Annotated in this window: 19 protein-coding genes; 11 read left to right on the forward strand and 8 right to left on the reverse strand. The window is 69.7% G+C overall.

Annotation, left to right across the window (positions count from 1 at the left end; translation table 11 throughout):
- Positions 1 to 15 precede the first annotated feature (15 nt).
- Complete coding sequence (locus K8625_RS02305) at positions 16 to 543, forward strand: FHA domain-containing protein (RefSeq protein WP_223781713.1); 528 nt, start codon at positions 16 to 18, stop codon at positions 541 to 543.
- Positions 544 to 550: 7 nt separating this feature from the next.
- Here the strand turns inward: K8625_RS02305 and K8625_RS02310 are convergent, their stop codons facing one another.
- Entirely contained in the window at positions 551 to 1306 is a 756-nt protein-coding gene (locus K8625_RS02310; protein ID WP_223748059.1) for a DUF5953 family protein, read from the reverse strand.
- The gene (locus K8625_RS02315) at positions 1303 to 1959 is read right to left on the reverse strand and encodes a DUF6310 domain-containing protein (RefSeq protein ID WP_370640357.1); all 657 of its coding nucleotides are present in this window, start codon (positions 1957 to 1959) and stop codon (positions 1303 to 1305) included. Before K8625_RS02315 ends, K8625_RS02310 begins: the two co-directional genes overlap by 4 nt.
- Positions 1960 to 2351: 392 nt before the next feature.
- Between K8625_RS02315 and eis the strand changes: the two genes are divergently transcribed.
- The 4 genes from eis (at position 2352) to K8625_RS02335 (ending at position 6783) form a co-directional block, all read left to right on the forward strand.
- Positions 2352 to 3533 carry a GNAT family N-acetyltransferase gene (gene eis, locus K8625_RS02320; RefSeq protein ID WP_223781715.1) on the forward strand — a complete coding sequence of 394 codons (1182 nt, stop codon included), beginning with the start codon at positions 2352 to 2354 and terminating at the stop codon, positions 3531 to 3533.
- Positions 3534 to 3623: 90 nt separating this feature from the next.
- A complete protein-coding gene (locus K8625_RS02325) occupies positions 3624 to 4619 on the forward strand; it encodes an NAD-dependent epimerase/dehydratase family protein (RefSeq protein WP_223781716.1) in 996 nt (331 codons plus the stop codon).
- Positions 4620 to 4679: 60 nt separating this feature from the next.
- Positions 4680 to 5537, forward strand: a complete 858-nt coding sequence (locus K8625_RS02330; protein WP_223781717.1) for a WGR domain-containing protein — start codon at positions 4680 to 4682, stop codon at positions 5535 to 5537.
- A gap of 34 nt (positions 5538 to 5571) precedes the next feature.
- Positions 5572 to 6783, forward strand: coding sequence for a substrate-binding domain-containing protein (locus K8625_RS02335; RefSeq protein WP_223781718.1), 1212 nt, complete (start codon positions 5572 to 5574; stop codon positions 6781 to 6783).
- Positions 6784 to 6792: 9 nt separating this feature from the next.
- Here the strand turns inward: K8625_RS02335 and K8625_RS02340 are convergent, their stop codons facing one another.
- Both K8625_RS02340 and K8625_RS02345 read right to left on the reverse strand, forming a co-directional pair.
- A complete protein-coding gene (locus tag K8625_RS02340; RefSeq protein WP_223781719.1) occupies positions 6793 to 7515 on the reverse strand; it encodes a double-CXXCG motif protein in 723 nt (240 codons plus the stop codon).
- A gap of 6 nt (positions 7516 to 7521) precedes the next feature.
- Positions 7522 to 8193, reverse strand: coding sequence for a TIGR02269 family lipoprotein (locus K8625_RS02345; RefSeq protein ID WP_223781720.1), 672 nt, complete (start codon positions 8191 to 8193; stop codon positions 7522 to 7524).
- Between the two features lie 157 nt (positions 8194 to 8350).
- Between K8625_RS02345 and K8625_RS02350 the strand changes: the two genes are divergently transcribed.
- Positions 8351 to 10168: a glycoside hydrolase family 88 protein gene (locus K8625_RS02350; protein ID WP_223781721.1), complete on the forward strand. Its 1818-nt coding sequence runs from the start codon at positions 8351 to 8353 to the stop codon at positions 10166 to 10168.
- Between the two features lie 21 nt (positions 10169 to 10189).
- On the opposite strand, the gene K8625_RS02355 is transcribed toward K8625_RS02350, so the two are convergent.
- The 3 genes from K8625_RS02355 to K8625_RS02365 all read right to left on the reverse strand — a co-directional run bounded on the left by K8625_RS02355 (position 10190) and on the right by K8625_RS02365 (position 12497).
- Positions 10190 to 11080 (reverse strand): aldo/keto reductase, encoded by an 891-nt coding sequence (locus K8625_RS02355; protein WP_223781722.1) that lies wholly within the window; start codon positions 11078 to 11080, stop codon positions 10190 to 10192.
- A 73-nt stretch (positions 11081 to 11153) separates the two neighbouring features.
- On the reverse strand, positions 11154 to 11960 hold the full coding sequence (locus tag K8625_RS02360) for a M14 family metallocarboxypeptidase (protein ID WP_141325789.1): 807 nt from the start codon (positions 11958 to 11960) through the stop codon (positions 11154 to 11156).
- An 87-nt stretch (positions 11961 to 12047) separates the two neighbouring features.
- Complete coding sequence (locus tag K8625_RS02365) at positions 12048 to 12497, reverse strand: Spy/CpxP family protein refolding chaperone (protein WP_141325788.1); 450 nt, start codon at positions 12495 to 12497, stop codon at positions 12048 to 12050.
- A 341-nt stretch (positions 12498 to 12838) separates the two neighbouring features.
- On the opposite strand from K8625_RS02365, the gene dnaE reads away from it, so the two are divergent.
- The 3 genes from dnaE (at position 12839) to K8625_RS02380 (ending at position 18362) form a co-directional block, all read left to right on the forward strand.
- Complete coding sequence (gene dnaE, locus K8625_RS02370) at positions 12839 to 16390, forward strand: DNA polymerase III subunit alpha (protein WP_223781723.1); 3552 nt, start codon at positions 12839 to 12841, stop codon at positions 16388 to 16390.
- Positions 16391 to 16461: 71 nt separating this feature from the next.
- The gene (locus K8625_RS02375) at positions 16462 to 17289 is read left to right on the forward strand and encodes a crotonase/enoyl-CoA hydratase family protein (protein WP_223748071.1); all 828 of its coding nucleotides are present in this window, start codon (positions 16462 to 16464) and stop codon (positions 17287 to 17289) included.
- Between the two features lie 35 nt (positions 17290 to 17324).
- Positions 17325 to 18362: a prephenate dehydrogenase/arogenate dehydrogenase family protein gene (locus K8625_RS02380; protein WP_223748072.1), complete on the forward strand. Its 1038-nt coding sequence runs from the start codon at positions 17325 to 17327 to the stop codon at positions 18360 to 18362.
- Positions 18363 to 18365: 3 nt separating this feature from the next.
- On the opposite strand, the gene K8625_RS02385 is transcribed toward K8625_RS02380, so the two are convergent.
- On the reverse strand, positions 18366 to 20987 hold the full coding sequence (locus K8625_RS02385; protein WP_223748073.1) for a U32 family peptidase: 2622 nt from the start codon (positions 20985 to 20987) through the stop codon (positions 18366 to 18368).
- A 115-nt stretch (positions 20988 to 21102) separates the two neighbouring features.
- Between K8625_RS02385 and K8625_RS02390 the strand changes: the two genes are divergently transcribed.
- Entirely contained in the window at positions 21103 to 21906 is an 804-nt protein-coding gene (locus K8625_RS02390; protein WP_046715710.1) for an SDR family oxidoreductase, read from the forward strand.
- A gap of 94 nt (positions 21907 to 22000) precedes the next feature.
- On the forward strand, positions 22001 to 24928 hold the full coding sequence (locus K8625_RS02395) for an Ig-like domain-containing protein (protein ID WP_223781724.1): 2928 nt from the start codon (positions 22001 to 22003) through the stop codon (positions 24926 to 24928).
- Positions 24929 to 24933: the final 5 nt, after the last annotated feature.

Below are 24933 nucleotides of genomic sequence, written 5' to 3' on the forward strand. Positions count from 1 at the left end.
GCTGGGGGAGTCGCGATGATGACGGTTCAGGAGTTGCGTGCGTTGAGCTCGCGGCTGACCGAGGCCTTCTTCTGCAAGCAGGTGGGGCCGTTCGTGTTGGTGCAGAAGCCGCCCAGTCCGGTGATGGCGCAGCTGGCGCTGAAGATGGGCGCGGCGCGCACGACGATGGCGCGGGACATCCCCAGCCTGGAGCGACAGCAGGTGGCGCTGTGGCTGCACTTCGACGCGCTCACGGTGGCGACGCTGCCGCCGGTGGGCGGACAGGACGTGCTCACGGTGGGGCGGCAGCCGGACTGCGACCTGGTGGTCAACGAGCCCTCGGTGTCCAAGCGTCACGCGAAGCTGTGCTGGTGGGGACCGTCCGCGGGGTGCACGCTGGTGGACCTCAAGTCGAGCAACGGCACGTTCGTGAACGCCCAGGAGGTGGAGTCCGGGGGGGAGATGCACCTGCGGGACGGAGACCTGCTGGGGTTCGGCGACGCGACGTTCGCGTACCTGCTGGCGCCGTCCTTCTACGCGAAGATGAAGCGCGTCGGGACGTGAGGCGGAGTCAGCGTGACACGCGTCCGCCTATCTCCGGGAAGCGCTCGTAGGTTCGCAGGAGCGTCTCCAGGTGGGCGGGGCTGTCCAGGTCGAGCGGAGTCTCGGTGAGTTGCACGAGCCACCCGCCCGACTCCGTACGACGCGCTCGCGACAGCAACTCGGCGTCGAGCGAAGGGTCCGGGAATCCGAGGGCTCGCACGGCGTCCGCGGACCAGTAGTTCAACCATCCCAGGTGATAGGGAATCTCGGGCAGACGGATGTGCTGGAAGAGCTTCAGGGCAGGCAGTCCCCGGCGAGGCGCGGGTGGTCCCTCCCGTGTGGGGGCTGTCTGGAACGCGATGTCCAGTGTGGCGTCATCCGGTGTCGCATGACCCCAGAAGGCTTGTACGCCCTCGGCCACGGCTTCGAGCACGGCTGATGCGGCAGTGGCAACCGTCGCATCCAGCGGCAGCTTCGCATGGACCTGGAGTTGTGGCCGCCTCCCCGGGCTCACGTTCGCTGAGCGGAGGCGTCCCGAAATGATGACCGGGTGACGCTCGTCGCCGTTGCAGACGAACGGGAACTCGCCGCGCATGCCCGCTTCGGTCAACCACTCATCGCGTTGAGGCAGAGCGGCGAGCCGTCGGCTTTCGGTGACCGTCCGATCCAAGCGCAAGCCGGGCAAGGCGTGCTCCAGCCCCTGGACGGTGGCGAGCGGCCGTGGGTCGGCACCTGTGAGCGCCGGCGCGTAGACATTGAGGACGAGAGGGCTCTGCGGGGTCATCTCTGGCATCCCGTGACGACGATCGTGAAGTTGGATTCCTGTTTGAGCAGCGCGTCCCGGTGTGCCTCGGTGCTCACGCCGACGACAAAGTCGTATCCACAGTCGATGGCCGTGTCTCGCTCCTTGCTCAGTTGCACGAGTTCCTTCGCGAGCTCCTGCTCCTGGATGAAGCCATTGTATGTGTCGAAGCGGTGGGTCTTGATTTCCCACAGCACGCGCGCGCCGACTTGCAGTGCATCGAAGCGAATCCCGTTCACGCTCACGTCCATGCCGGGGTACCGATTGGGTGGGAAGCTGTCGGCACAGGCATTGTGGGCCACATCCTTGGAGGCACGTGGCACGGGAACGGGCTCGCAGTGGGGATGGCGCGAGCGGCCCACGGGCAGAGGTGGCACAGGCGGTTGTGCGCCCTGCTCCTCGGGGGCCCGCTCAGGCTTCCGGTTGCCTTCTGCTGCTCCGAGCGTCTGCGTCGTTCCGGAGGTATCTCCCGCTTCCTCGGCGTAGCGGTGTCGTAGCTCATGCACCTCCAGTGCATCGTGAATGGCCGCGGCGACCACCACGACACCCAGGACGATGATGGTGCCCACGATGATTTCGGGAGCCGCCAGGACACAGAGTCCGAGCGCCACGGCGGCGGCGCCAGTGGAGGCCACCGAGCATCTCCCCGTGGTGTCACGGAACTCGAGCCGGTCATGGTCAAGGGCCCGATAGCACCGCTCCGCGAGCAGGGGCCACGGCTGGGAGGCTTCGCGAACGGCGCACCGGTCCTGGTCCATCCACGGCAGCGAGGCCGCTCGCTGGAGATTGGCGAGCCGTGGGCTCCGGGACGTGCGCTCCCGAGGCTCAGGTGCCGACGTCGCGCAGGCCGACAGGAGCAGCACAACCACGGCGCAGGCGCCGAATCGCAAGGCGACGTCCTTTCGGGGGGGGAACCCCATGCTACCGCCAGCGTCAGCCGCCTCGCGCCAGTTTCGTGAGCAGGAGGTGGACCGCCGGTAGGATGCCGCGTGGGCTCGCGGATGTGCCCGGCAGGAGGACATCAGACGTGGAAGCGACGTCGGACGACTTTGGACCGCCGAGAGACGAGCAGGAAATCTCCGCCGTGTCGGACATCTTGATGCATGCCTATGCCATGACGCCCGCGGACTGCGCCGCGTGGCGACAGCGCCTGGACTCCAACGACCTCCGACTGCTGCGCGAAGGTGGCAAGGTCGCCGGCACCCTGGTCTCCATCCGCAAGGGACAGTGGTTCGGCGGACGCAGCGTGCCCGTCGTCGGCGTGGGCGGCGTGGGTGTCTCCCCTGTCCACCGCGGACAGGGCACCGCCAGTCGCCTGATGACCCGGCTGGTCCAGGAGGCCCGTGCCTCCGGTGCCGCGCTGTCCATCCTGTACCCCGCCACCCAGCCGCTCTACCGGCGCGCCGGCTACGAACAGGCTGGAGCCCGCTATGAGATCCGCGTGCAGATGGCCGCGCTCGAGATGGGCGAGCGCACGCTGTCACTCCGCGCCATCGAGCCGCGCGATGAGGCCGCCATCTCCGCCTGCTACAACCGCGAGGCGAGCCTCCGCCCGGGCTGGTTGGACCGCAGCGAGTTCTCGTGGACCCGCGTGCGAAACCCCCGCTCCGAGCAGGTCCACGGCTATCTCGTCGAGGGCGCCTCCGGCATCGAGGGCTATGTCTACCTCGCGCGCAGGCCCCTCAAGGATTTGCGCCAGGAACTGGCCCTGACCGACCTGGTCGCCAGCACCCCGGCGGCGGCGCGCCGGCTCCTGCGCTTCCTCGGTGACCACCACTCCCTGGGCACGGAGGTCGTCTGGTACGGCGGCCCGGACGACCCGTTCCTCCTGCTCCTTCGCGAGCAGTCGTACACCGTGAAGGTCTACATGCACTGGATGGCGCGCGTGCTCGACGTGCGGCGCGCGCTCGAGTCGCGAGGCTGGACGCCGGGGCTGTCCGGCTCGCTGCACCTCGAGGTGGCCGACGAGCTGTTCGAGGAGAACCGCGGTCGCTTCGTGCTCGACGTCCAGGACGGCGTGGGCCGCGTGACGCGCGGAGGCGAGGGCCGGCTGAAGCTGGACATCCGCCAGCTCGCGACGCTGTACACGGGCTTCCAGTCCGCGGCCGCGCTGCGCTCGGTGGGGCTCGTGGAGGCGGATGACGCCTCGGTGCGCTCGGCGATGGCCCTGTTCGGCGGCCCCCAGCCGTCCCTGCGCGACATGTTCTGACACGGCAGGCCCGCCAGGGGCCCGGGTGGCTACCGCCCCGAGGGCAGGAGGTGGTAGGAGCCCGGGACCTCATTCGTGGAGGAGCGGTCCATGCGGGCGTTCGTCACCGGCGGTTCCGGTTTCGTGGGCAGGTATCTCCTGGCGGCGCTCAAGTCGCGCGGCGAGCCGGCGCGTGCCCTGGCGCGCTCGCCCGTCGCCATGTCCACCGTGGCGGCCGCCGGAGGCGAGCCCTTCGAGGGCGACCTGTCCGACGTGGACGTCCTCGCGCGCGGCATGCAGGGCTGCGACACCGTCTTCCACTCGGCCGCGCTGGTGAAGTCGTGGGCCCCTCGCGCGGAGTACTACGAGGCCAACGTGCGCGGCACGGAGCGTGTCCTGGAGGCCGCGCGCGCAGCAGGGGTGCGGCGCTTCGTGCACGTCAGCACGGAGGCGGTGCTCGCGGACGGCACGCCCCTGGTGAAGGCCAACGAGTCCTGGCCGCTCCCCGAGCGCCCCATCGGCGACTACCCGTCCACCAAGAACGAGTCCGAGCGCCGGGTGCTGAGCGTGAACTCGGCGGACTTCACCACCGTGGCGGTGCGGCCCCGGTTGGTGTGGGGGCTCGGCGACACGTCGGTGCTGCCGCAGATGGTGGACGCGGTGCGCACCAAACGCTTCAAGTGGGTGGGAGACGGGCGCTACCTGAGCTCCACCTGCCACGTGGTCAACTGCGTGGAGGGCATGCTGCTGGCCGCGGAGAAGGGGCGGGGCGGCGAGGCGTACTTCCTCACGGACGGGGAGCCCGTGGTGTTCCGGGACTTCGTCACCGCGATGCTCAAGACGCAGGGCGTGGACCCGGGCACGAGCACGATTCCGTATGGCCTGGCGGCGGTGGTGGCCACGGTGGCGGACCTCGCGTGGGGGACCTTCGGGCTTCCGGGCCGGCCGCCGCTCAGCCGCACCGAGGTGCTGCTCATCGGCCGCGAGGTGACGGTGAGCGACGAGAAGGCCCGCCAGGAGCTGGGCTACGAGGGGCGGATGCCGCGCGCCATGGGACTGAAGGAGATGGAGGCGGCGTTCCAGGAGAAATCGTCACAGGCCGCCTGAGGCGCGCCGGGTGCGTGTGCGGTAGCCTTGTGGGCGGCCAGTGCACCGGGAGGATGGGCCATGCGTAGGTTCGAGTTCGTCGAGGGAACCAGCTCCAAGTTCTGGCAGCCGGAGGTTCAGGGCAACGTCTTCATCGTCACCTTCGGCCGCATCGGCACCGCCGGGCAGCGCAAGGAGAAGGCCTTCGCCGACGCCGCGAGCGCGCAGAAGGAGTACGACAAGAAGGTCGCAGAGAAGGTGCGCGAGGGCTACCAGGAGGTGACGGAAGGGGGCGCTCCCGCCGTCGCCGTGGCCGCGCCTGCCGCCGCGCCGAAGCAGACGCCGCTGCCGCGCCGCGTGCCCGTGGCCACGCCGACGCAGGCGACGCTGGACGCCGCCGCCGAGGCGCTCGCGGGGCTCCGCGCCCGCCTGGGCTGGCGCAGCTGGGAGGTCACCTCTCGCGCCCGTCGCGCGCGCAGGGCGCTCAGGGCCCTGGGCGGCGTGGACCCGGCCGCGCACGCGCAGCTGGCCCCCGTCTTCGAGGCGCTGATGAAGCGCGTGGTGGCGACTCCGAAGGAGGGGCGCTTGCCGCTGCGCCACGCGCTGGGGTTGTTGAGCGAGCTGGACGTGGCCGCCTTCAGCCGCGCGGTGGCGCTGTGGAAGTCCGCGCCGGAGTCGGGCGAGCTGGGCATGGTGCGCCGCGCGGACTCGCTGGGCGAGCCGGAGCTGGCGCTGCGGCTGGGGCTGCTGTTGGCGGAGCGCCCCGGGTTCAAGGGCAGCGCCTCCGAGGAGGGCTGGGCGAAGCGCTGGAATCAGTTGCGGCCGCACGTGGAGAAGAAGCTGTCCGAGTCCGGCGGCTCGCTGTCCGAGTGGGTCAAGGGCGTGAGTGCGGGAAGCGAGACGCCGCTGGCGGGACGACTCTCCCGGCTGGAGGCCTGAGGCGCGACATGCTGGATGGGGGACGCGGCGGCACATGACACCCAGGGTTCTCATCGTCGTCGGCTTCATCGCCGCGCTGGGTGGGGTTCTGTACCTGACCTCGGAGCGGGGGCCCCGGTCGACGGAGGTCCCGGAGGCGGGGACGCCGCTGCCCACCTCGGTGTCCCGGCCCTCGAGGCCGGGCAAGGTGGTGGACGTCACCTTCCTCTACAGCACGGAGAAGAAGGACTGGGTGGAGGCGGCGGCGCGGGACTTCGAGCGCGCGAACCCGTCCATCCGTCTGACGTTGGTGGGGCGAGGCTCGCTGGAGGCCGCGCAGGCCATCCTGGAGGGCCGCGAGCAGCCCACGGTGTGGAGCCCGGCGGACAGCGCGGTGTTGCGGATGCTCGCGTCGGACTGGGCGACGGACGCCACGCGTCGGCCGTTGTTCGCGGAGGCCGGTGAGCAGGCGCCGCGTCCGCTGGTGATAACGCCGTTGGTGTTCGTGGTGTGGGCGGACCGGGCGGAGGTGCTGCGCAAGGCGAGTGGTGGCGGCGCGGTGTCGTGGAAGGTCCTCCAGAAGGCGGTGACGAGCCCTCGGGGCTGGCCGGCGATTGGGGGCAAGGGGGAGTGGGGGTTGGTGAAGCTGGGCCACACGGACCCGACGCGCTCGAACTCGGGGCTGCAGGCGTTGCTGCTCGCGACGCTGGAGTACTACGGCAAGCGGGGTGGGCTCACGGTGGAAGACCTGCTGGACCCGGGGTACCAGGATTGGATGAAGGCGTTGGAGCGGGGGGTGACGCGCTTCGAGGCCTCGACGGGGACCTTCATGGCGGACATGGTCCGCTTCGGGCCTTCGCGCTACGACATCGCGGTGGTGTACGAGAACCTGGCGATTGCGCAGGTGTCGCAGGCGCAGGGGCGGTGGGGTGAGCTGAAGGTGTCGTATCCCGCGCTCACGTTGTGGAGCGACCACCCGGCGGCGGTGCTGCAGGGGGACTGGGTGACGCCCGCGCAGAAGGACGCGGCGCTGGAGTGGCTGCGCTATCTGCACAGCCGGCCGGTGCAGGAGCGGGCGCTCCAGTTCGGCTTCCGGCCGGCGGACCCGGCGGTGCCGTTGAAGACCGAGGACCCGGACAATCCGTTCACGCGGCTGGCGTCCCACGGAGTTCAAGTGGACGTGCCGCCCGTGGCGGAGGTGCCCGAGGGCCCCGTGGTCAGGGATTTGTTGATGCTCTGGTCGCGCGTGCTGACGTCGGGCCGGTAGGGACAGCGTCTACCGCGTCGGCAGCGCGCGGAAGGTGAGGCCCTCCAGGGCGAGTTGGCTCACTGCATCGCGAAACCGCTCCGTGCAGATGACCATCGTGGCGAAGTCGCCCAACCGGAACAGGTCCGCCTCGGTGGGGAGGGTGGCTGCCTCCAGGATGGGCGCATCGGGCCAGCGGAAGGACTGGCGTCCGCAGGTTGCGCAGGCCGGAGGCGTGTCCGCGGGGAGGCTGCTCGGGTGCAGCCGGCCTGTCGGTCGAAGCTGAAGCTCCAGCAGCTCGGGGGGGTTCTTCTGCCGGTGTCGGAGCTCGGTGCGGCAGCCGACGAGTCCACGGACTCCGGCGGCGCGAAGTTGTTCCAGGACCTCCGACCGGAGGAGGAGTCTGATTCCTCCGACCCAGGCCAGTGGACCGAAGGCGCCGAAGGCCTGACCCACCAGCGGGCCGAAGTGCGTGCCGGGTGGAAGCTCCGCTTGGGGAGGTAACAAGGGACGCACCAGCTCGCGCAGTCGGTTGAGCTCGGCGAGAGGTTCCGGTCGAGGTCGCTCGAATGCGCGGTGCTCGGCGAGGCCCGAGAGGTCGACGGAGGGATGGTCATGCCCCACGTCGCTCCAGGTGGCGCCGCACGCAGGGCACTTCACTCCGGGAAGTCGCCACCGATGCGTCGCATCGACTTCCCCGCCGTGCTTCGCGGTGGCCGCCCTGTCCTCGCCCAACAAGAAGTAACGGCTCATGCGTGCCTAGGCTCCTGGGCGGGAATAGTAGGGCTGGATGGGACCTCCGATGAGGTCGAATCGATGAATCAGCTCTCCCGCATGCCGGAAGATCTCCTCGGGACTTGCCCTGGGAGAGGTTCGGATGAAGTCACGCCACGCATCGTTCCAGGCTCCACCTCGCCCCGTGCCGTCATGGATTCGCCTGTGCACGTGAAGGGGAATGGGCATCGTGTAGCTGTGAATCTTGACGCCTTGTTGCTCGAACCAGTCGGCGAGGTCTCGGGCCTGGGGGAAGATGTGGTGCTTCTCCCATCGCCCCGGAGTGAGCTGGCGTGAAGGCGGAATGACCGTCGCTGGTGCGCCATTCCAGTTCGGGAAGACCATGACCGCGCCTGCTGGGAGTTGTTGGGCTCCGCCCCAGTTCCGCCTGGGCCCTCTGCCTGGAGCCGCGCTCGCCGCAGGTGGACGCGCCGGAGGGAAGCGCGCCAGCTCGATGTCTCCGGGAGCGCGTTCGCAGGGGTAGAAGCCGCAGGCTTCGCCCAGACACAGGAGGGAGACGCATTGGTCTTCCTCGGGTGTGTGGCATTCCACCTCGGCTGCGTCCCAGGCCTGCTGCATGGGTGGCTTGCCGAGGGTGGTGCAGCCTGAGAAGGACGCGAGGACCAACGCAACCAGAGGGGCGTGCAGGGTTCGCATGGGTTGGCATGGTACGAGGGGCATCTGTCATGCCCTCGAGAAGGAGGGCCGCGAACGGCGCTTCACATTCCCCTCGTCGTTCAGTGCCCCGCGTGCTGGGCGCCCTGGCTTCCGGATGCGCTCGCGACCACCTTGGCCGCAGGTGAGGGGAGGGGGCATGAGGGCGTTGGCATCCTGGACATGGAAGGTGTTGGGGTTGGTGTTGCTCCTGGGCGGAAGTGGGGCCCGTGCGTTCAATGACGCGGACGCGCTGAAGGTGGTGGGGTTCGCGCGGACGCAGCTTCGGAAGTCCGCGGCCGCCATGCCGAACGAGACGCGCTCTCCGAAGGCCTCACGCGCGGATGGGACGTGGACGACGGTGGCCAACACGGACGAGGTCGCGTGGACGCAGGGCTTCTTCCCAGGCGGCCTGTGGCAGCTCTACCAGGTGGGGCTGGAGCCCTCGTGGCAGAGCAAGGCCGACCGATGGACGCGGCCCCTGGAGGTGCAGAAGACGAACCGGAAGACGCATGACCTGGGCTTCAAGATGTTCCTCAGCTTCGGCAATGCCTACCGGCTCACCGGAGACGCCTACTACCGCAACGTGCTGCTGACCTCCGCCGAGTCCCTGGCGGCCCGCTACAACACGCGCATCGGCATCATCGACTGTTGTGACTGGAACTCCGCGTGGGACGTGCCGCTCGTCACGGACACGATGATGAACCTGGAGCTGCTCCTGTGGGCCTCGGCGAACGGCGGGCGCGCGGAGCTGCGCACCATGGCCGTCAATCATGCGCTCACCACGCTGCGAGACGCGGTGCGCCCGGATGGCAGCTCGTTCCACTATGTGGACTACAACGCCGCCACCGGCGCCATCCGCTCCAAGGGCACCTTCCAGGGGTACTCCACCAACTCCACCTGGGCCCGCGGCCACGCGTGGCTCATCCATGGGTACACCATGGTGTACCGATACACGGGAGACTCTCGGATGCTTGCCGCCGCGCGGAAGGTGACGGACTGGTACCTGTCGCGCGTGCCGACGGACATGGTGCCCAAGTGGGACTTCGATGCGCCAGGAACGCAGAAGGACTCCTCCGCAGCGGCCATCGTCGCCTCGGCGCTGCTGGAGCTGAGTCAGCTGGAGACGGATGCCGCGCGCAAGACGCGCTACCGCGACGCCGCCCTGCGCACGCTCGACACCCTGGTGTCTCCCGCGTACTTCGCGCAGGGCACCAACAGCCCGGGACTGCTGCTGCATGGCGTGGGGCACCTGCCCGCGAACCAGGAGGTCGACGTCAGCCTCATCTACGGCGACTACTACTTCCTGGAGGCGGTGCTGCGCTTCAATCCCAACCCTCCGTACCCCTGGTACTCGAAGCTCTCCTTCTTCGAGAGCCAGCACCGGCTGGGCAGTGGCAACACCGGCGTGCGCACCATCGAGTTCGACGTGACGCCGCTCGCCTCCCGGCAGGATGGAACCATCGGCTACACGGACAGCTCCACCTCGGTGACGGACTACGCCTCGCTGAACATGACGGTGCGCATGAACCTGGAGGGGTACTTCGACGTGCGCAATGCAGGCGCGTATGCGTCACTCAGCCGGGTGCCGTATGTCAATGGCCGCACGTACCACGTGCGCATCCTCGCGGACCTGCCCGCGCGTCGCTACAGCGTCTGGGTGCGGCCGCCTGGAGGCAGTGAGGTGCAGATTGCGAACCGGTTTGTCTTCCGCACGGGGGCGCCGCCCATCGACGACCTCGGCCGCGCCTCCGTCCGGACCCTCATCGCGGACAGTGACTTCCGCGTCCTGAATCACCAGGTGAGGGCTGGCGTCACGGCGTCCGTGAGTGACGAGTCCACCGAGGCCCTGAGCGATGCCGAGGAGTCCTTCGGCTGTGGGGCGACCCCCGGTCGGGCCACGTCATCCGGAGTGCTGACCGTGCTCGGCGTCATGGTCCTGCTTCAGCGGAGCCTCTCGACGAGACGGCGACGCTGACCCGTGACAGGGGTGGGGCGCTCAAATCACCCCGTCCCATCCCTGGTCATGGCGGCGGAACACCCCGCGCAGCCCGGCGACCTGTGACTCGGCAAGCGGCCCCCTGGACAGGATGTCCAGGTTGCGCCGCAGCCGTGACGCCTGGGTGGTGCCGACGATGCACGCGCTCACCCCGGGCGCATGGGCCGCGAAGCGCAGCGCCAGCTCATCCCACTCGAGCCCGCCCAGGTCCACGTGCATCGCCCGCATCCTGTCCCAGTATTGCCCCACGTCGTGCGCCTGGGGCCGCGTGTCATGGCGCCACGCGGTGTTGCCCAGGGGCCGCTTGGCGATGACGCCCACGCCCATCCCCGCCGCGCGCGGCACCGCCACCTCCAGCGCCCGCTGGTCGAACACATTCACGGAGGTCTGCACGCAGCCGAACGCCCCGTTGGACAGCGCCACCTGGAGCGCGGCGTTGTCCCCCGAGTACGCCGCCACGCGCACCTTGCCCTGGGCGACCGCGCGCCGCAGGGCATCCACCAGCTCCGTGCGCCGCAGCACCTCCTCGGGACACGAGTGCAGGTGCATCACGTCGACGTAGTCCGTCCGCAGCCGCCGCAGCGCCTGGTCCACGCCTCGCGTGATGCACTCGGGCGTCCAGTCCTCCACCCCCGGCACGCCGTAGCCACACTTGGTGGACAGGACGACGTCGCCCCGGCGCGCACCGAGGAACCGGCCGATGCGCTCCTCGGACGCGCCGTAGCTCGGCGCCGTGTCGATGAGGTTCACCCCCGCGTCCAGCGCGCCGAGCAGCAGTGCCTCCACCGCCCGGTCCTCCAGCTCCGCGCTCCCCAAGGGCCCCGCGCCCAGCCCCAGCGCGGACACCTTCAGGCCCGTCATCCCCAGCGGACGGCGCTCCAGACGTTGCACGGTGACAGCCTCCTCGCGCGACCCGCAGGGAACGGACCGGCGAGCCAGCATGTCACGCCGCACGTCGCGTCGGTCAGCGCTCCTTGCGCGCGGCCAGGTCGATGAAGCCCCGGATCCAGGCCAGGTTCACCTGGTGGCACGCGTCCAGGCTCGTGGGCGTGGTGGTCTCCAGCGCCGCCGTGTACGGCACGCCCTGGCGCATGTACCAGTCCGTCACGCTGCCGTCGTGGTACCAGATGAGGCCCGCGTCATCGGTGAAGTTGTTCTCGTCCACCTTCTGGTTGCGAATCACCGTGGCGTGCTTCGACGCGGCGTCGACGAGCGGCAGGTACGCGGCCTTGTCCCCGAAGACGTACGCATATGTCGCGGCGCCGCCCAGGTAGTTGTCCTGGTGGATGTCCAGCGCGGCGTTCGGCGCGGGCCAGCGCGCCAGGTCCGCGCGCACCGCCCGCGTCTCCTTGGGCCCGCCGTCGTAGAGCGCCCAGCGCAGGTGCGCCTGGCCGGGGTTCAGCTCTCCGCGCCACTCGCCCGGCGCCACCTCGTAGCGCATGAAGTCGTTGTTCGGCTTCTCCCCGCTGCGGTTGTAGCGGGTGCCGTCCTCGAAGCCGGAGGGGTTGATGCACGGATACACGCGCAGCCCCACGCCGCGCTCCTTCGCGTAGGCCACCACCTCCGGCAGGCGCTCGGCCAGCGTGAGCGGACCCGCGGGCTCCTCACCATGGAAGCCGGAGGTGATGACCAGCCAACGCTCACCGGGCACGGTGATGCGGAAGAGCGGGTAGGTCTGCCCGCCCTCGATGACGTGTCCGTATTCGGCCACTTCACCGAGGTTCTCGAAGGAGCGGATGCGTTGCGCGTAGTCGGTGTACCGGTATCTCACGCTCCCAACCTATGCGCGGCGCGCCTCGTCGCCTACCCATTCCTACCCGCGGGCAGACGAAGGCCGTTGAGTGGGGGACGCGGCTCCTCACTCCAGGCCGGTGCGCTCGCGGAACTCCGTGGCCAGCGCCTTGCGCTGCTCGGGCGTGAGCGTGCCGTGCACCTCCAACGCGGCGTCCGTCGCCTGGTGGGCGAACGCGCGCAGGGCCTCGATGCGCTCGTCCACCAGCGCGTGCAGCCGCTTCGCGTCGGGCGTGGCGGACTCCAGCTGGCCCACCACTTCCGAGCGCACCCCGCGCTGCTCCTCGGCCAGCTTCGCGCCCTGCTCGAGCATGCGGTCCTTCACCGCGTGGATGGACTGACGCTGGGCCTCCGTCGCGTCCAGGTCATCCAGCTTGTCGTTGAGCTTCCACGTCACCACCTGCTTGATGCGCTCGGGGTTGTGGCCCCAGCCGTGGTGCCCTCCGCGAAAGGCGAAGCCGCTGAGCAGCACGACGGCGACGACGGCGGAACTGGCGATGGCGAGCTTCTTCATCATGGTCTTCTCTCCGGCAAAGGGGCGCGCCGAAAGCGGCCCCGGGTGGCTGCGCCGTACTGGCGACGCTGCCCAATGTGCCGGCCGGGTTTTGGGCGCGCTTGTACCGGGCGTGAAGAAACATGAAGGCCCGTGCGCCCCCGGAGTTCCGCCCCGGACGTGCTCGCCTGGACGCCGGGTGGGGAGGCGCGCGGAGTCAAGTTCTCCGAGGGCCCCGGGCCGCCATTTTCCGACGGGGACACGACGGCGCAAGAGGCCGATTTTCCGGCCTCCAGGGCCCCTCGCGCGCGGGGCGCACACTGGACTGGCGAGCAGGGGGCGAGGGCCATACTGTTCGCCTCACCATGTCCTTTACCCACCTGCACCTTCACACCCTGTACTCACTGCTCGATGGGGCCATCCGGATGAAGGACCTCATCAAGACGGTGAAGGAGAAGGGGATGACGAGTGTCGCCGTGACGGACCACGGCAACATGTTCGGCGCCATCGACTTCTACAAGAAGGCGAAGGACGCGGGCATCAAGCCCATCCTCGGCATGGAGGCGTACGTCGCCGGTCCCAAGGGGCGTGAGGACCGCTCGGAGAAGGTCTCCCACCACCTCATCCTCGTGGCGAAGAACGCGGAGGGCTACGCCAACCTGCGCTACCTGTCATCCACGGCGTACATGCAGGGCTTCTACTACCACCCGCGCATCGACAAGAAGGTGCTCGCCGACCACAGCAAGGGCCTGTTCGCGCTGACGGCGTGCCTGGGCGGCGAGGTGACGAGCGCGTGCTTCCGCGGGGACATGGACCACGCCCGCCGCGCGGCCCAGGAGTACAAGGACATCTTCGAGCCCGGGCACTTCTTCCTGGAGGTGCAGTCCAACGGGATGCCCGAGCAGGACAAGGCCAACGAGAACCTGATGCAGCTGTCGCGGGACCTGGACATCCCGCTGTGCGCCACCGCGGACGCGCACTACATCAAGCGCGAGGACGCGCGCGCACACGAGCTGCTCATGTGCATCGCCAGCGGCAAGACGCTGGCGGACAACAAGCGCCTGAAGCACGCCACCGACAAGCTCTACGTCACCAGCCCCACGGAGATGCTGGAGTTCTTCAAGGACACGCCCGAGGCGGTCCACAACACCCAGCGCATCGCCGAGCAGTGCAACCTGGAGCTCAAGCTGGGCAAGCCCATGCTGCCCACCTTCAAGGTGCCCGACAGCCACACGCCGGACAGCTTCATGGCGGAGCTGGCCTACGAGGGCCTGCGCGAGCGCTTCAACGAGCTGGCGGCCACGGTGACCTACCCCATCGACCGCGAGCAGTACCAGGCGCGCCTGTCGCTGGAGATTGGCGTCATCCAGAAGATGGGGTTCAGCGGCTACTTCCTCATCGTCCAGGACTTCATCAACTGGGCGAAGAAGATGGGCATCCCCGTGGGCCCGGGCCGTGGCTCTGGCGCCGGCAGCCTGGTGGCGTACGCGCTGCGCATCACCGACGTGGACCCCATCCCGTACAACCTCCTGTTCGAGCGCTTCCTGAATCCGGAGCGCGTGTCGATGCCCGACTTCGATATCGACTTCTGCCAGGACCGGCGCGACGAGGTCATCCAGTACGTCGGCCGCAAGTACGGCGAGATGAACGTGGGGCAGATCATCACCTTCGGCTCGCTGAAGGCCAAGAGCGTGCTGCGCGACGTGTGCCGCGTGTTCGCGCTGCCGTTCAGCGAGGGAGATCGCATCGCGAAGCTGGTGCCGGAGGTGCTCAACATCACCTTGAAGGAGGCCATCGAGATGGAGCCTCGCCTCAAGGAGATGATGGAGAAGCCCAGCAACATCGGCGAGGTGGAGGGCAAGCCCGTCACGACGAAGGACGTGCTGGAAATCGCGCTCGCGCTGGAGGGACTGCACCGCCAGCCCGGCATGCACGCGGCCGGCGTGGTCATCGCCGACAAGCCCCTGTGGGAGTTCGTGCCCGTCTACCAGCCGCCGGGTGAGAAGACGCTCATCACCCAGTTCGCCAAGGACGAGGTGGAGGCGGCGGGGCTGGTGAAGTTCGACTTCCTCGGCCTGAAGACGCTCACGGTGATTCAGCACGCGCTGGACCTGGTCAAGCGCAACCACGGCAAGGACATCCCCCGGCACGAGATTCCGCTCAACGACGACAAGGTCTGGGAGCTGATGGCCAAGGGCGACACGGCCGGCGTCTTCCAGATGGAGTCCAGCGGCTTCACGGAAATGGTGGTGAAGCTCAAGCCGTCCTGCTTCGAAGACGTCATCGCCGCCGGCGCCCTCTACCGCCCGGGTCCGCTGGACTCCGGCATGGTGGACGTCTTCATCAACCGCAAGCACGGCCGCGAGAAGGTGTCGTATCCGCACCCCGCGCTGGAGCCGGTGCTCAAGGACACGTACGGCGTCATCGTGTACCAGGAGCAGGTGATGCAGATCTCGCAGGTCCTGGGTGGCTACACCCTGGGCCGCGCGGACCTGCTTCGCCGCGCCATGGGCAAGAAGAAGGCCGAGGTCATGCAGGCCGAGCGCGCCGGCTTCCTCGAGGGGTGCGCGAAGAACAGCGTCGACCTGAAGGTCGCCGGCGAAATCTTCGACCTGATGGAGAAGTTCGCCGAGTACGGCTTCAACAAGAGCCACTCGGCGGCGTACGGCCTCGTCACGATTCACACGGCTTGGCTGAAGGCCCATTACCCGTGCGAGTTCATGGCGGCCCTTCTCTCCAGCGAGAAGGACAACACGGACAAGGTGGTGAAGCACATCGGCGAGGCGCGCGAGTCGGGCCTGCAGGTGTTGCCGCCGGACGTGAACCAGTCGGACCTGCAGTTCGGCGCGGTGGACGGGAAGATCCGCTTCGGGCTGGGCGCCATCAAGGGCGTGGGCGAGGGCGCCATCGAGTCCATCCTGGACGCGCGCAAGGACGGGCACTTCAAGAGCCTGTTCGACTTCTGCGAGCGGGTGGACAGCCGCAAGGTGAACCGCAAGGTGCTCGAGGCGCTGGTGAAGGCGGGCTCGTTCGACTTCGAGAAGCGGCCGCGTCGGCAGATCTTCGACACCATCGAGAAGGCGATGAACCGGGGCTCGGCCAGCCAGAAGGACAAGGCGGCGGGGCAGAGCTCGTTGTTCGGGATGCTGGCGGGGCCGGCGTCGGGCGGGGCGGGGCTGAAGGACGACTACGTGGTGGTGGAGGAGTGGTCGGAGAAGGAGCGGCTGGCGCTGGAGAAGGAGGCCATCGGCTTCTACGTGTCGGGCCATCCGCTGCATCAGTACGACAAGGAGCTCAAGCGCTACGCGAAGCCGATTACCGCGGTGCAGCGCGCGCGCAAGGACGACAAGCTCACGGTGGCGGGCGTCGTCACGGTGCTGCGCGAGCGGCCCACGAAGACGGGCAAGCGCATGGCGTGGGTGACGATTGAAGACCTGTCGGGCTCCATCGAGCTGGTGTGCTTCCCGGGCAAGGAGGGGACGCGCAGCGTGATGGGGAGCAATGGCAAGTGGACGAAGCAGGGGCCCAAGCCGGGGTTCGAGAACTGGGAGCACCTGCTGAAGTCGGACGACCCGATTCTTGTGACGGGGACGGTGCAGATCAGCCAGCGTGACGAGGACTCGCCCACGCCGGAGCTCATCGTCGACAACATCCAGAGCCTGAAGGAGGTCCGGGAGAAGCGCACCAAGCGGCTGGAGCTGCGGGTGCCGGCGGACCTGCTGACGGAGGACCGGGTGGCGAAGCTCAACGAGCTGGCGAAGAAGTACGCGGGGGCCACGCCCGTGGCCGTCAGCGTGCTGTTCCCTGGTGAAGCGGAGGCGCTCATCGGGAACACGTCCCTGAAGGTCCAGGTGCATGACGACCTGCTGCTCGCCGTGGACCGACTGTTCGGGATGAAGGTGGTCGAGTTCGGCTGATGAAGGGGCGCTGTCACGCGCCGCTTTCGCGTGGGTGAGGTACGGTGCGCTCACTCTCGCGGGAGGTCGTGATGGACGCCACGTACAAGTCGCTGCGCATCGAGAAGGCGGATGGAGTCGCCGAGGTGGTTCTGCTGGGCCCTGGGCGTGGCAATGCCATGGGCCCGGACTTCTGGCGGGAGATGCCGGAGGCCATCCGCGCACTCGATGACGATGACTCCGTCCGTGTGGTGCTCGTCCGTGGCAACGGCGACCACTTCACCTACGGCCTGGACCTCATGGGCATGATGGAGTCCCTGGGGCCGCTGCTCACCGGCGACAACAACCTCGCCCTGGAGCGCACCCGGCTGCTCAAGCTCATCGGCGACATGCAGCAGGCCACCGAGGGAGTCGCCCGCTGTCGCAAGCCCTTCATCGCCGCCGTGCACGGCTGGTGCATCGGCGGAGGCATGGACCTCATCGCCGCGTGCGACTTCCGCTACTGCTCGCGCGACGCGAAGTTCTCCCTTCGCGAGGTGAAGGTCGGCATCGTCGCGGACCTGGGCGCTCTCCAGCGCCTGCCTCGCATCATCGGCGAGGGCCACACCCGCGAGCTCGCCTATACCGGCGGCGACGTGGACGCCGAGCGCGCCCTTCGCATGGGCCTCGTCAACGAGGTGTTCCCCTCCGCGGAGGAGATGCTCACCCAGGCCCGTGCCACCGCGCGCCGCATCGCCGACAATCCGCCCCTCGTCGTCCAGGGCGCCAAGCAGGTCATGGAGTACTGCGCCGACAAGTCCACCGCCGACGGCCTGCGCTACGTCGCCGTGTGGAACTCCGCCTTCCTCCAGTCCCACGACCTCGCCGAGGCCTTCTCCGCCTTCGCCGAGCGCCGCCCCGCCAGGTTCCTGGGCCGCTGAGTCCACCGACGTCCAAGTCTCGGGAGTCCCTCGGAATGACGGAGACGGTTGGCTTGCTGGGCTATGGGCGCTTCGGTCGCGCCCTCTCGGGGCTGCTCGCGGACGCGGACATCCCCCACCGCGTCCATGACCCGAAGCTCGATGAAGTCCCTCCCAAGCTCCAGGCCGGCTCGCTCGCGGAACTGGCCACTCGCTCCTCGCTGCTCGTGCTGGCGATGCCCGTCACCGCCATGCACGACGCGCTGACCTCGCTGCGCCCCTTGCTGTCCCCCACCCAGCTCGTCATCGACGTGGGCAGCGTGAAGGTGAGCCCCGTGCAGGCGCTTGCCTCCGTCCTGGGACGCGACATCCCGTGGGTGGGCACGCATCCGCTCTTTGGCCCCGCGAGCCTCGCGCGCGGTGACGCCCGGCGCACCGTGGTGTGTCCCAACTCGCTACACCCCGAGGCCGCACAGCGGGCCCGCGCGCTGTTCGAGCGGCTCGGCTGTGAAGTGACGGAGATGACTCCCGAGGCACACGACGCGCTGATGGCTCGCACGCATGTGCTCACGTTCTTCCTCGCGCACGGGCTCGTGAAGGCCGGAGTGGGGAAGGGCATCCCCTTCGCGCCGCCCAGCTTCCAACCCGTGGCCCGATTGGAGGAGTACGCACGCACCGAGGTGCCCCACCTCTTCAACGTCGTGCAGTCGGAGAACCCCTACGCCCGCGAGGCTCGCGCGGAGCTGCTCGCGGCCCTCACCGAACTCCACCAGGGACTCGAGGCCTCCGCGAAGGCCGTGCGCAGCCCCACCGCGCCTCCCGCCCTGCTCGACGTGCGCCAGCGCATCGACCAGGTCGACCGTGAGCTGGTCTCACTGCTCGCGCGCCGCGCTCGACTCGTCCAGGACGCGGCCCGCGTGAAGTCCGAACACGGGCTCCCGTTCCCCGACGCCGAGCGGGAAGCCTCCATGCTCGACACCCGACGCGCATGGGCCGAGCACGACGGTCTCCACACCGGCTCCATCGACGAGGTCTTCCACGCCGTGCTGCGCCTGTGCCGCGACACCGTCACCCAACCCGAAGAGGAGCCCTGACCCTCAGCGCTGCACGGTGAACGTGGGGTTCAACACCTTCATCGTCCCCTTCGTCACCCCGAACTGCTCGTGCACGGCCGCGCGCCGCACCGTCTCCGCCGGGGAGATTCTTCCCGCGAGCAGCTCCTGATACGCGCCCAGCACCCGCGTGGCCTCCTCGCGCGACTCCCGCACGAACTCCACGCGGAAGCGCCGCACCCCACGGGCCAGCAGTGAGGGCACCAGCGACGCCGCGCTCTGCGCCTGCGCGTTGAACACCGTGTTCCGACACCCCACGTCCACCACCACCGGGTGCTCCAGGCCCTTGTGGTCGCGCAGCGACAGCCGGTGCTTCTCACACGGCCGCCCACAGCTGCGGTAGTCACGCCCGTGCGACAGCGTGTGCGAATACACGCAGTGCTCGGTGTGGAACGTCGAGATGTGGTGGTGCACCGTCACCGCGAAGCGCTCGGCGGGCAGGTGCTCCAGCATCGCCCCCAGCTGCACCGCGTCCAGGTCGTGCGCGAACGTCAGCGTGTCCAACCCCAACCCCAACAGGTGCAGCGCCGTCACGGAGTTGGTCACGTTGAGCGAGAAGTCCCCGTGCAGCGCGGGCCGCGTCTCGCCCGGCGCGAACGGCCGCTCCAGGAAGTGCATCATCGCGCCCCAGTGCCGCGCCAGCACCGCGTCCGGCTTGAGCTTCGCGATGCGCGCGTCGTAGCCCTCCTCTCCGGGCTTCTGCACCCGCACCGTCGCAATCGTCACCTTCAGCCCCGCCGCCTTCGCCCGCTCCACCGCGCGCTGGAGCCCCACCAGCTCCATCCAGTCCAGCTCCACCTCGGGCAGCCCCGCGGCAATCACCGCCTCCAACTGCTCGTCCGTCCGGCACAGCGGCAACAGCCGCGCGCCCTCGACGACCGACCGGGCGACGACCCGCGCTCGCGCCGAGCCCCGCACCTCGTCAAGCACGGACGACTCGCGCACCGTGCGCGGAAGGCCCCGGGACACCGACTCCGTCAGCTCCGTCACCAGCGAGCGCCGCAGCGCCTTGATTTCCGACACCGGCAGATGCAGCCCCGGCGCCAGCGCGGACACCTCTATCTCCGCCAGATGGAACGGTGTCCCACCCAGCGCCGCCAGCTTGTCCTTCAGCAGCGCCGCGTCCAGTCCTCCCGCCCGCGCCTGCGCGAGCGGCGTCGTGCTCGACGCCGTGGCCACATGCCCACCGCGCGCCGTGCCCGTCACCACCAGCGGCGTCCCCGCCGAGCCCGACACCGTGAGCGTCAGCGGCACACGCCCCTCGGGCTCCCCCTGCGCGAGCAGCTCCTCCGTCTGCTTCACCAGCGCGGGATCACTCGTCACCCAGACGCGCTGCCCCACCGCGACGCGCGACATGTCCGGCCCGGGGTTGCCGAAGCCCAGCACCCACCCGTGCCCCTTGCGCTCCACGCGGAACAGCGGCCCACCGGCCTCGTGCTTGTCCTCGGGATGCCCGTCGTCGAACACCACGCCCATGCCCGGACGCGGTGACAGCTCGGCGGCCACGGGCGCCTCCGTCTCCAGCGGAGACGACACCTTGCCCTGCGGCGCCCCGGCCCTCGAGTCCGCGCCCAGCCCGCCCGTCCACGGACGCCCCTTCGGGTCCTCCACGACGCGCACGTCCCGGCCGTGCACCGACTCCACCACGCCCAGGAACGCACCGCGGTGCTTGGGGAAACGCCCCTCCACCAGCGTCTGGTGGTCCGAGCCCGCGAAGAACCCGTGCGAAAAGCCCCGGCTGTACGACAGCGTCATGTCGGCCAGGTCCTTGCGCAGCGCGCCCGTGTCGCCCTGTCCCGCGGCGACTCCATCCACCCAGCGCCGATAGCCCCGCACCGCCGTGGCCACGTACTGCGGCCCCTTCTGCCGACCTTCAATCTTCAGCGAGTGCACGCCGACCTCGACCAGCTTCGGCACCGCCATGACGCCCGCGAGGTCCTTGGGGCTGAGCAGGTAGCGCACGTCGCCCAAGTCCTTCGTCTCCCCGTCCACCACCAGGTCGTACGGCAGCCGGCACGACTGCGCGCACTGTCCCCGGTTCGCCGAGCGTCCACCCCACGCCTCGCTGGTGAGGCACTGGCCGCTCCACGACATGCACAGCGCGCCGTGGATGAAGACCTCCAGCTCGATGTCCGTCTCCGACGCCAGCCGCGCAATCTCCGCCACCGACAGCTCGCGCGGCACCACCACGCGCGTGGCGCCCAGGCCCCGGGCGAAGCGCGCGCCCTCCGCGCTCGAAATCGTCATCTGCGTGGAGGCATGCACCTCCATCTGCGGACACACCGCGCGCGCCACCAGCGCCACCGCCGGGTCCTGCACGATGAGCGCGTCCACGCCCGCCGCGGCCACGCGCCGCAGGATGTCCTCCACCACCGGCAGCTCCGGCTCGAACACCAGCGTGTTCAAGGTCAGGTACGCCCGGGCGCCCGCGCGGTGCACCATCGCCAGCGTCTCCGGCAGGCGGGCGAGCGAGAAGTTCTCCGCTCGGGCGCGGGCGTTGAAGCCCTCGTCCAGGCCGAAATAGATGGCGTCCGCGCCGCTGGCCAGCGCGGCCTTCATGGAGTCGAGGTCACCAGCGGGAGCGAGGATTTCAGGACGACGGCGCATGTCGGGACCTCTAACACAGAGGGCCTCTGCCCGCGTCCGTCCTCAATCGCTCGTGGACGCGGTGCGGCAGGTTCTGGTCAAGTCGCCGCCCGGTTGCTTCCACAGGAGACGAGTCATGGCGGATGGCGTTTTCAAGGACGGGCTGCTCGCGGGCAAGGTGGCCTTCATCTCGGGCGGCAGCAGCGGCATCAACCTCGGCATCGCCGAGGCGTTCGTGAAGGCCGGGGCCAAGGTGGCCATCAATGGCCGCAACGTGGAGAAGCTCGAGGGCGCGGTGAAGGGCCTGCAGGCCCACGGCACCGCGATGGGCGTGCCCGCGGACGTGCGTGACTACGCCTCCGTGGAGAAGGCGCTCCAGACGGTGCGCGACGCGTACGGCGAGCTGGACATCCTCATCTGTGGCGCCGCCGGCAACTTCCCCGCGCCCGCCCTGGGCATGTCCTCCAACGGCTTCAAGGCCGTGATGGACATCGACGTGCTGGGCACCTTCAACCTGTGCCGCGCGGGCTTCGAGCACCTGCGCAAGCCCGGCGCCTCCGTCATCAACATCTCCGCGCCCCAGGCCTACCTGCCCATGGCCATGCAGGCCCACGTCTGCGCCGCCAAGGCGGGCGTGGACATGCTCACCCGCGTGCTGGCGCTCGAGTGGGGCGGCGCCGGTGTGCGCGTCAACGCCATCACGCCTGGCCCCATCGAGGACACCGAGGGCATGCGGCGCCTCGCCCCCAGCGAGGAGGGCACCCAGAAGCTCGCGCAGCTGCTGCCGCTGCAGCGCTTCGGCACCAAGGCGGACATCGCGCGCCTGGCGCTCTTCCTGTCGTCGGATGCCGCGTCCTACATCACCGGCTCCATCATGGTCTGTGACGGCGGCCAGTCCCTGCTGGGCGGCGCCGCGCTGATGGGCGCCCTGGGCATGTAGCCCCGCGCGGGTACGTCTTCGGGGGTAGGTCTGATAGAAGGCGACGCGAGCGGTACCTTCCCTGGGGGGGGCCGCTCGCGTTCCGGAGAACCGCATGTCCGTCAGCCTTCGTCCGTCACCCCGGCTCCTCGGGTGGGTCCTGCTGTGCCTCGGTCTGTTGCTCGGTTGTGGCGAGGACTCACCGCCCCAGCAGTTCGCGCCCCCGCCGCTGCTGCCGGACGCCGTCGCCTCCACGGTCCTCCTGACGCCGGCGTGGCAGCTCGTCGCGAATGGTGAGGACCGGGGCGAAATCACCGTCTTCGTGAAGGACGAGGACGGCGCGCCCATGGCCGGCCGCACCGTGGCGGTGGCGGTGTCGGGTGAGGGCAACGTGGTGACGCAGCCGGGCCGGACGGATGCAGCGGGGGTGGCGGTCGGCTTCGTGGTCTCCACGCGCGGCGGCGTCAAGCGGGTGACGGCCTCCGTCGCGGCCGAGGGCGGCTCGGTGGTGCTCGTGTCCCAGCCCACCTTCACCTTCGTCTCATCGGTGGCCACGCGACTGGAGTTCTCCACGTCCGTGGTGGATGGCTCGGCGGGCGCGCGGCTTCCGACATTGGGAGTCCGCTTCGTGGACGAGGACGGACGGCTCGTCGCGGATGCCACGTCCCCCGTGACGCTGTCGCTCCCCGTCAACCCCGAGGGCGCGGTCCTGGAGGGGACGCTCACCGTGACGCCGGTGAACGGCGTCGCGCGGTTCGACGACCTGCTGGTCCGCAAGGCGGTGGTGGGACGCAGGCTGGTGGCGAGCGCTCCGGGGGTGGCGGACGCCATCCTGGACTCGTTCAACGTGCTCCCGGGGGTGCCCGCATCCCTGGAGGTCGAGGGGCTCGAGGCCGTCGCCGTCGCCGGCACGCAGCGCTCCGCGCAGGTGACGGTGCGCGATGCCTCCGGCAACGTGGTCACGACCTACCGGGGCACGCTCGGGCTGCTCGCCACGGATGACTCGGCCTCGCTGCCCCCGTCCCATGCCTTCACCCCACAGGACATGGGCCGCTTCACCTTCACCGGCATCACGCTGAACCGCGCGGGCAGCCACCAGCTCACCGTGCGCGACGTGGACGTGGCGGTGCTCAGCACGCGGCGGACGGTGGGCGTGGTGGCCGGCGCCGCGTCGGTGCTCGCCATCACCCGCGCGCCTCCCGCGGCCTCCGTGCGCGGCGAGCTGTCGCAAGTGACGGTGGAGCTCCACGATGCCCACGGCAACGTCGCGCTGGTGGGCGCCCCCCAGGTGACGCTGGCGCTGGAGGAGGGCATCCCGCTCGTGGGCGTCACCCAGCTGGCGCCGGTGGACGGCGTGGCCCGCTTCACCGGCCTGCGCGTGGACTCGGATGGCGACCATCACCTGCTCGCCACGGCGAGCGGGCTCGCGCAGGCCCGGAGCCAGACGCTCTCCATCATCGATGACCTCCCGCCGGCGCAGCCCACGCTCGCGCTCGGGACGCCGGGCACCGACTCGGTGACGCTGACGTGGACCGCCGTCGGAGACGATGGCCTCCTGGGCCGGGCCACGGCGCAGTCGCTGCGCTACTCGATGTCGCCCATCGTCACCGCCGCGGACTTCGACGGGGCCACGCCCGTGGGCGGTGTGGGGGCTCCCGCGGAGCCTGGAACCGCCGAGTCCGCGACCATCGGGGACCTGACGCCGCAGCAGACCTACCACGCGGCGCTGCGCGTGACGGACAACCGCGGCAACACCACGCTCTCCAACAGCCTGGCCTTCCAGACGCAGAGCAACGACGTGACGCAGGTGGCCTTCACCCCGCAGCCCGCGTCGGGCACCGCGGGGCAGCCGCTGGCGGAGGTGGTCGTCTCCCTCCTGAATCCGCAGGGCGACGTCGTCACCGCGTCCACGCTGCCCGTCACGCTGTCGCTCGTCGGCGGCGCGGACTTCGAGCCGGTGCAGGTCTCCGCGGTGGCCGGCGTGGCGCGCTTCACGAACCTGGTCCTCGAGGAGGCGGGCACGTACCGCTTCGTCGCCACCGCGAACGGGCTGACCGTGCAGAGCGAGGAGTTCGACATCGACGCGGCCGCGCCCGCCGAGCTGGTGCTCACGGGGCTCGCCTCCACCGTCACCGCGGGAGACGAGTCCGCGGTGACGGTGACGGTGGTGGACGCGTTCGGCAACCCCGTGCGGAACTTCACGGGCGCCGTGGCGCTCACCTCCACGGACCCGGACGCGGTGCTCCCCGCGAGCCACACCTTCACGACACAGGACGAGGGCGTGCACGTCTTCGGCAGTCCGGTGGTGCTGGTCACCACGGGCCTGCAGCGCGTGACGGCCACGGGCCCCTCGCAGCTCACCGGCTCGGTCGAGGCGCAGGTCACAAGCGGGGTACCCCACCACTTGACGCTCGAGGGGCTCCCCGCCGAGGTGGAGGCGGGCTCCGAGCACGTGCTCACCCTCAGCATGAGGGATGCGTTCGACAACGTCGTCACCGACTACATGGGCATCGTGGAGCTCGAGTCGAGTGATGCGCAGGCTGAGTTCCCCTTGACGCTCGACTTCGCGGCCCCGAACGCGGGGCAGCTCACCTTCACCGCGGCCCTGAAGAGCACGGGCACGCACACCCTCACCGTGTCGGAGGCGGGGGGCGGGCTGTCGGTCGAGGTCCAGGCGGAGGTGACGCCAGGGCCGGCGGTGTCGATGCTCCTGTCGGTCGCGACACCGATGCCCACGGTAGGTCAGCCGGTCGACGTCACGGTGACGCTCCAGGATGCGTACGAGAACCCGGCCTCGGGCTACCGGGGCACCGTGGAGGTGCGAGTGGCCCAGGACCCGGGGGCCACCCTCCCGGCCCCCTTCACCTTCACCGAGGCCAGCGCGGGCGTGCACGTCTTCAGCGTGACGTTCTCCGAGTCGGACACCATGACCGTCCTGGCCGAGGACACCGAGGACCCGGCGCTGACCGCGTCCCAGGAGGTGAACGTGCTGGACGCCCCGCCGTCTCCGGCGCTGCCGGTCCGGACGCCCCCTCGTCGGTAGTCCAG

Origin of the sequence: Myxococcus sp. AS-1-15 (assembly GCF_020037055.1) — a bacterium.
GTDB classification, from domain to species: Bacteria; Myxococcota; Myxococcia; order Myxococcales; family Myxococcaceae; genus Myxococcus; species Myxococcus fulvus.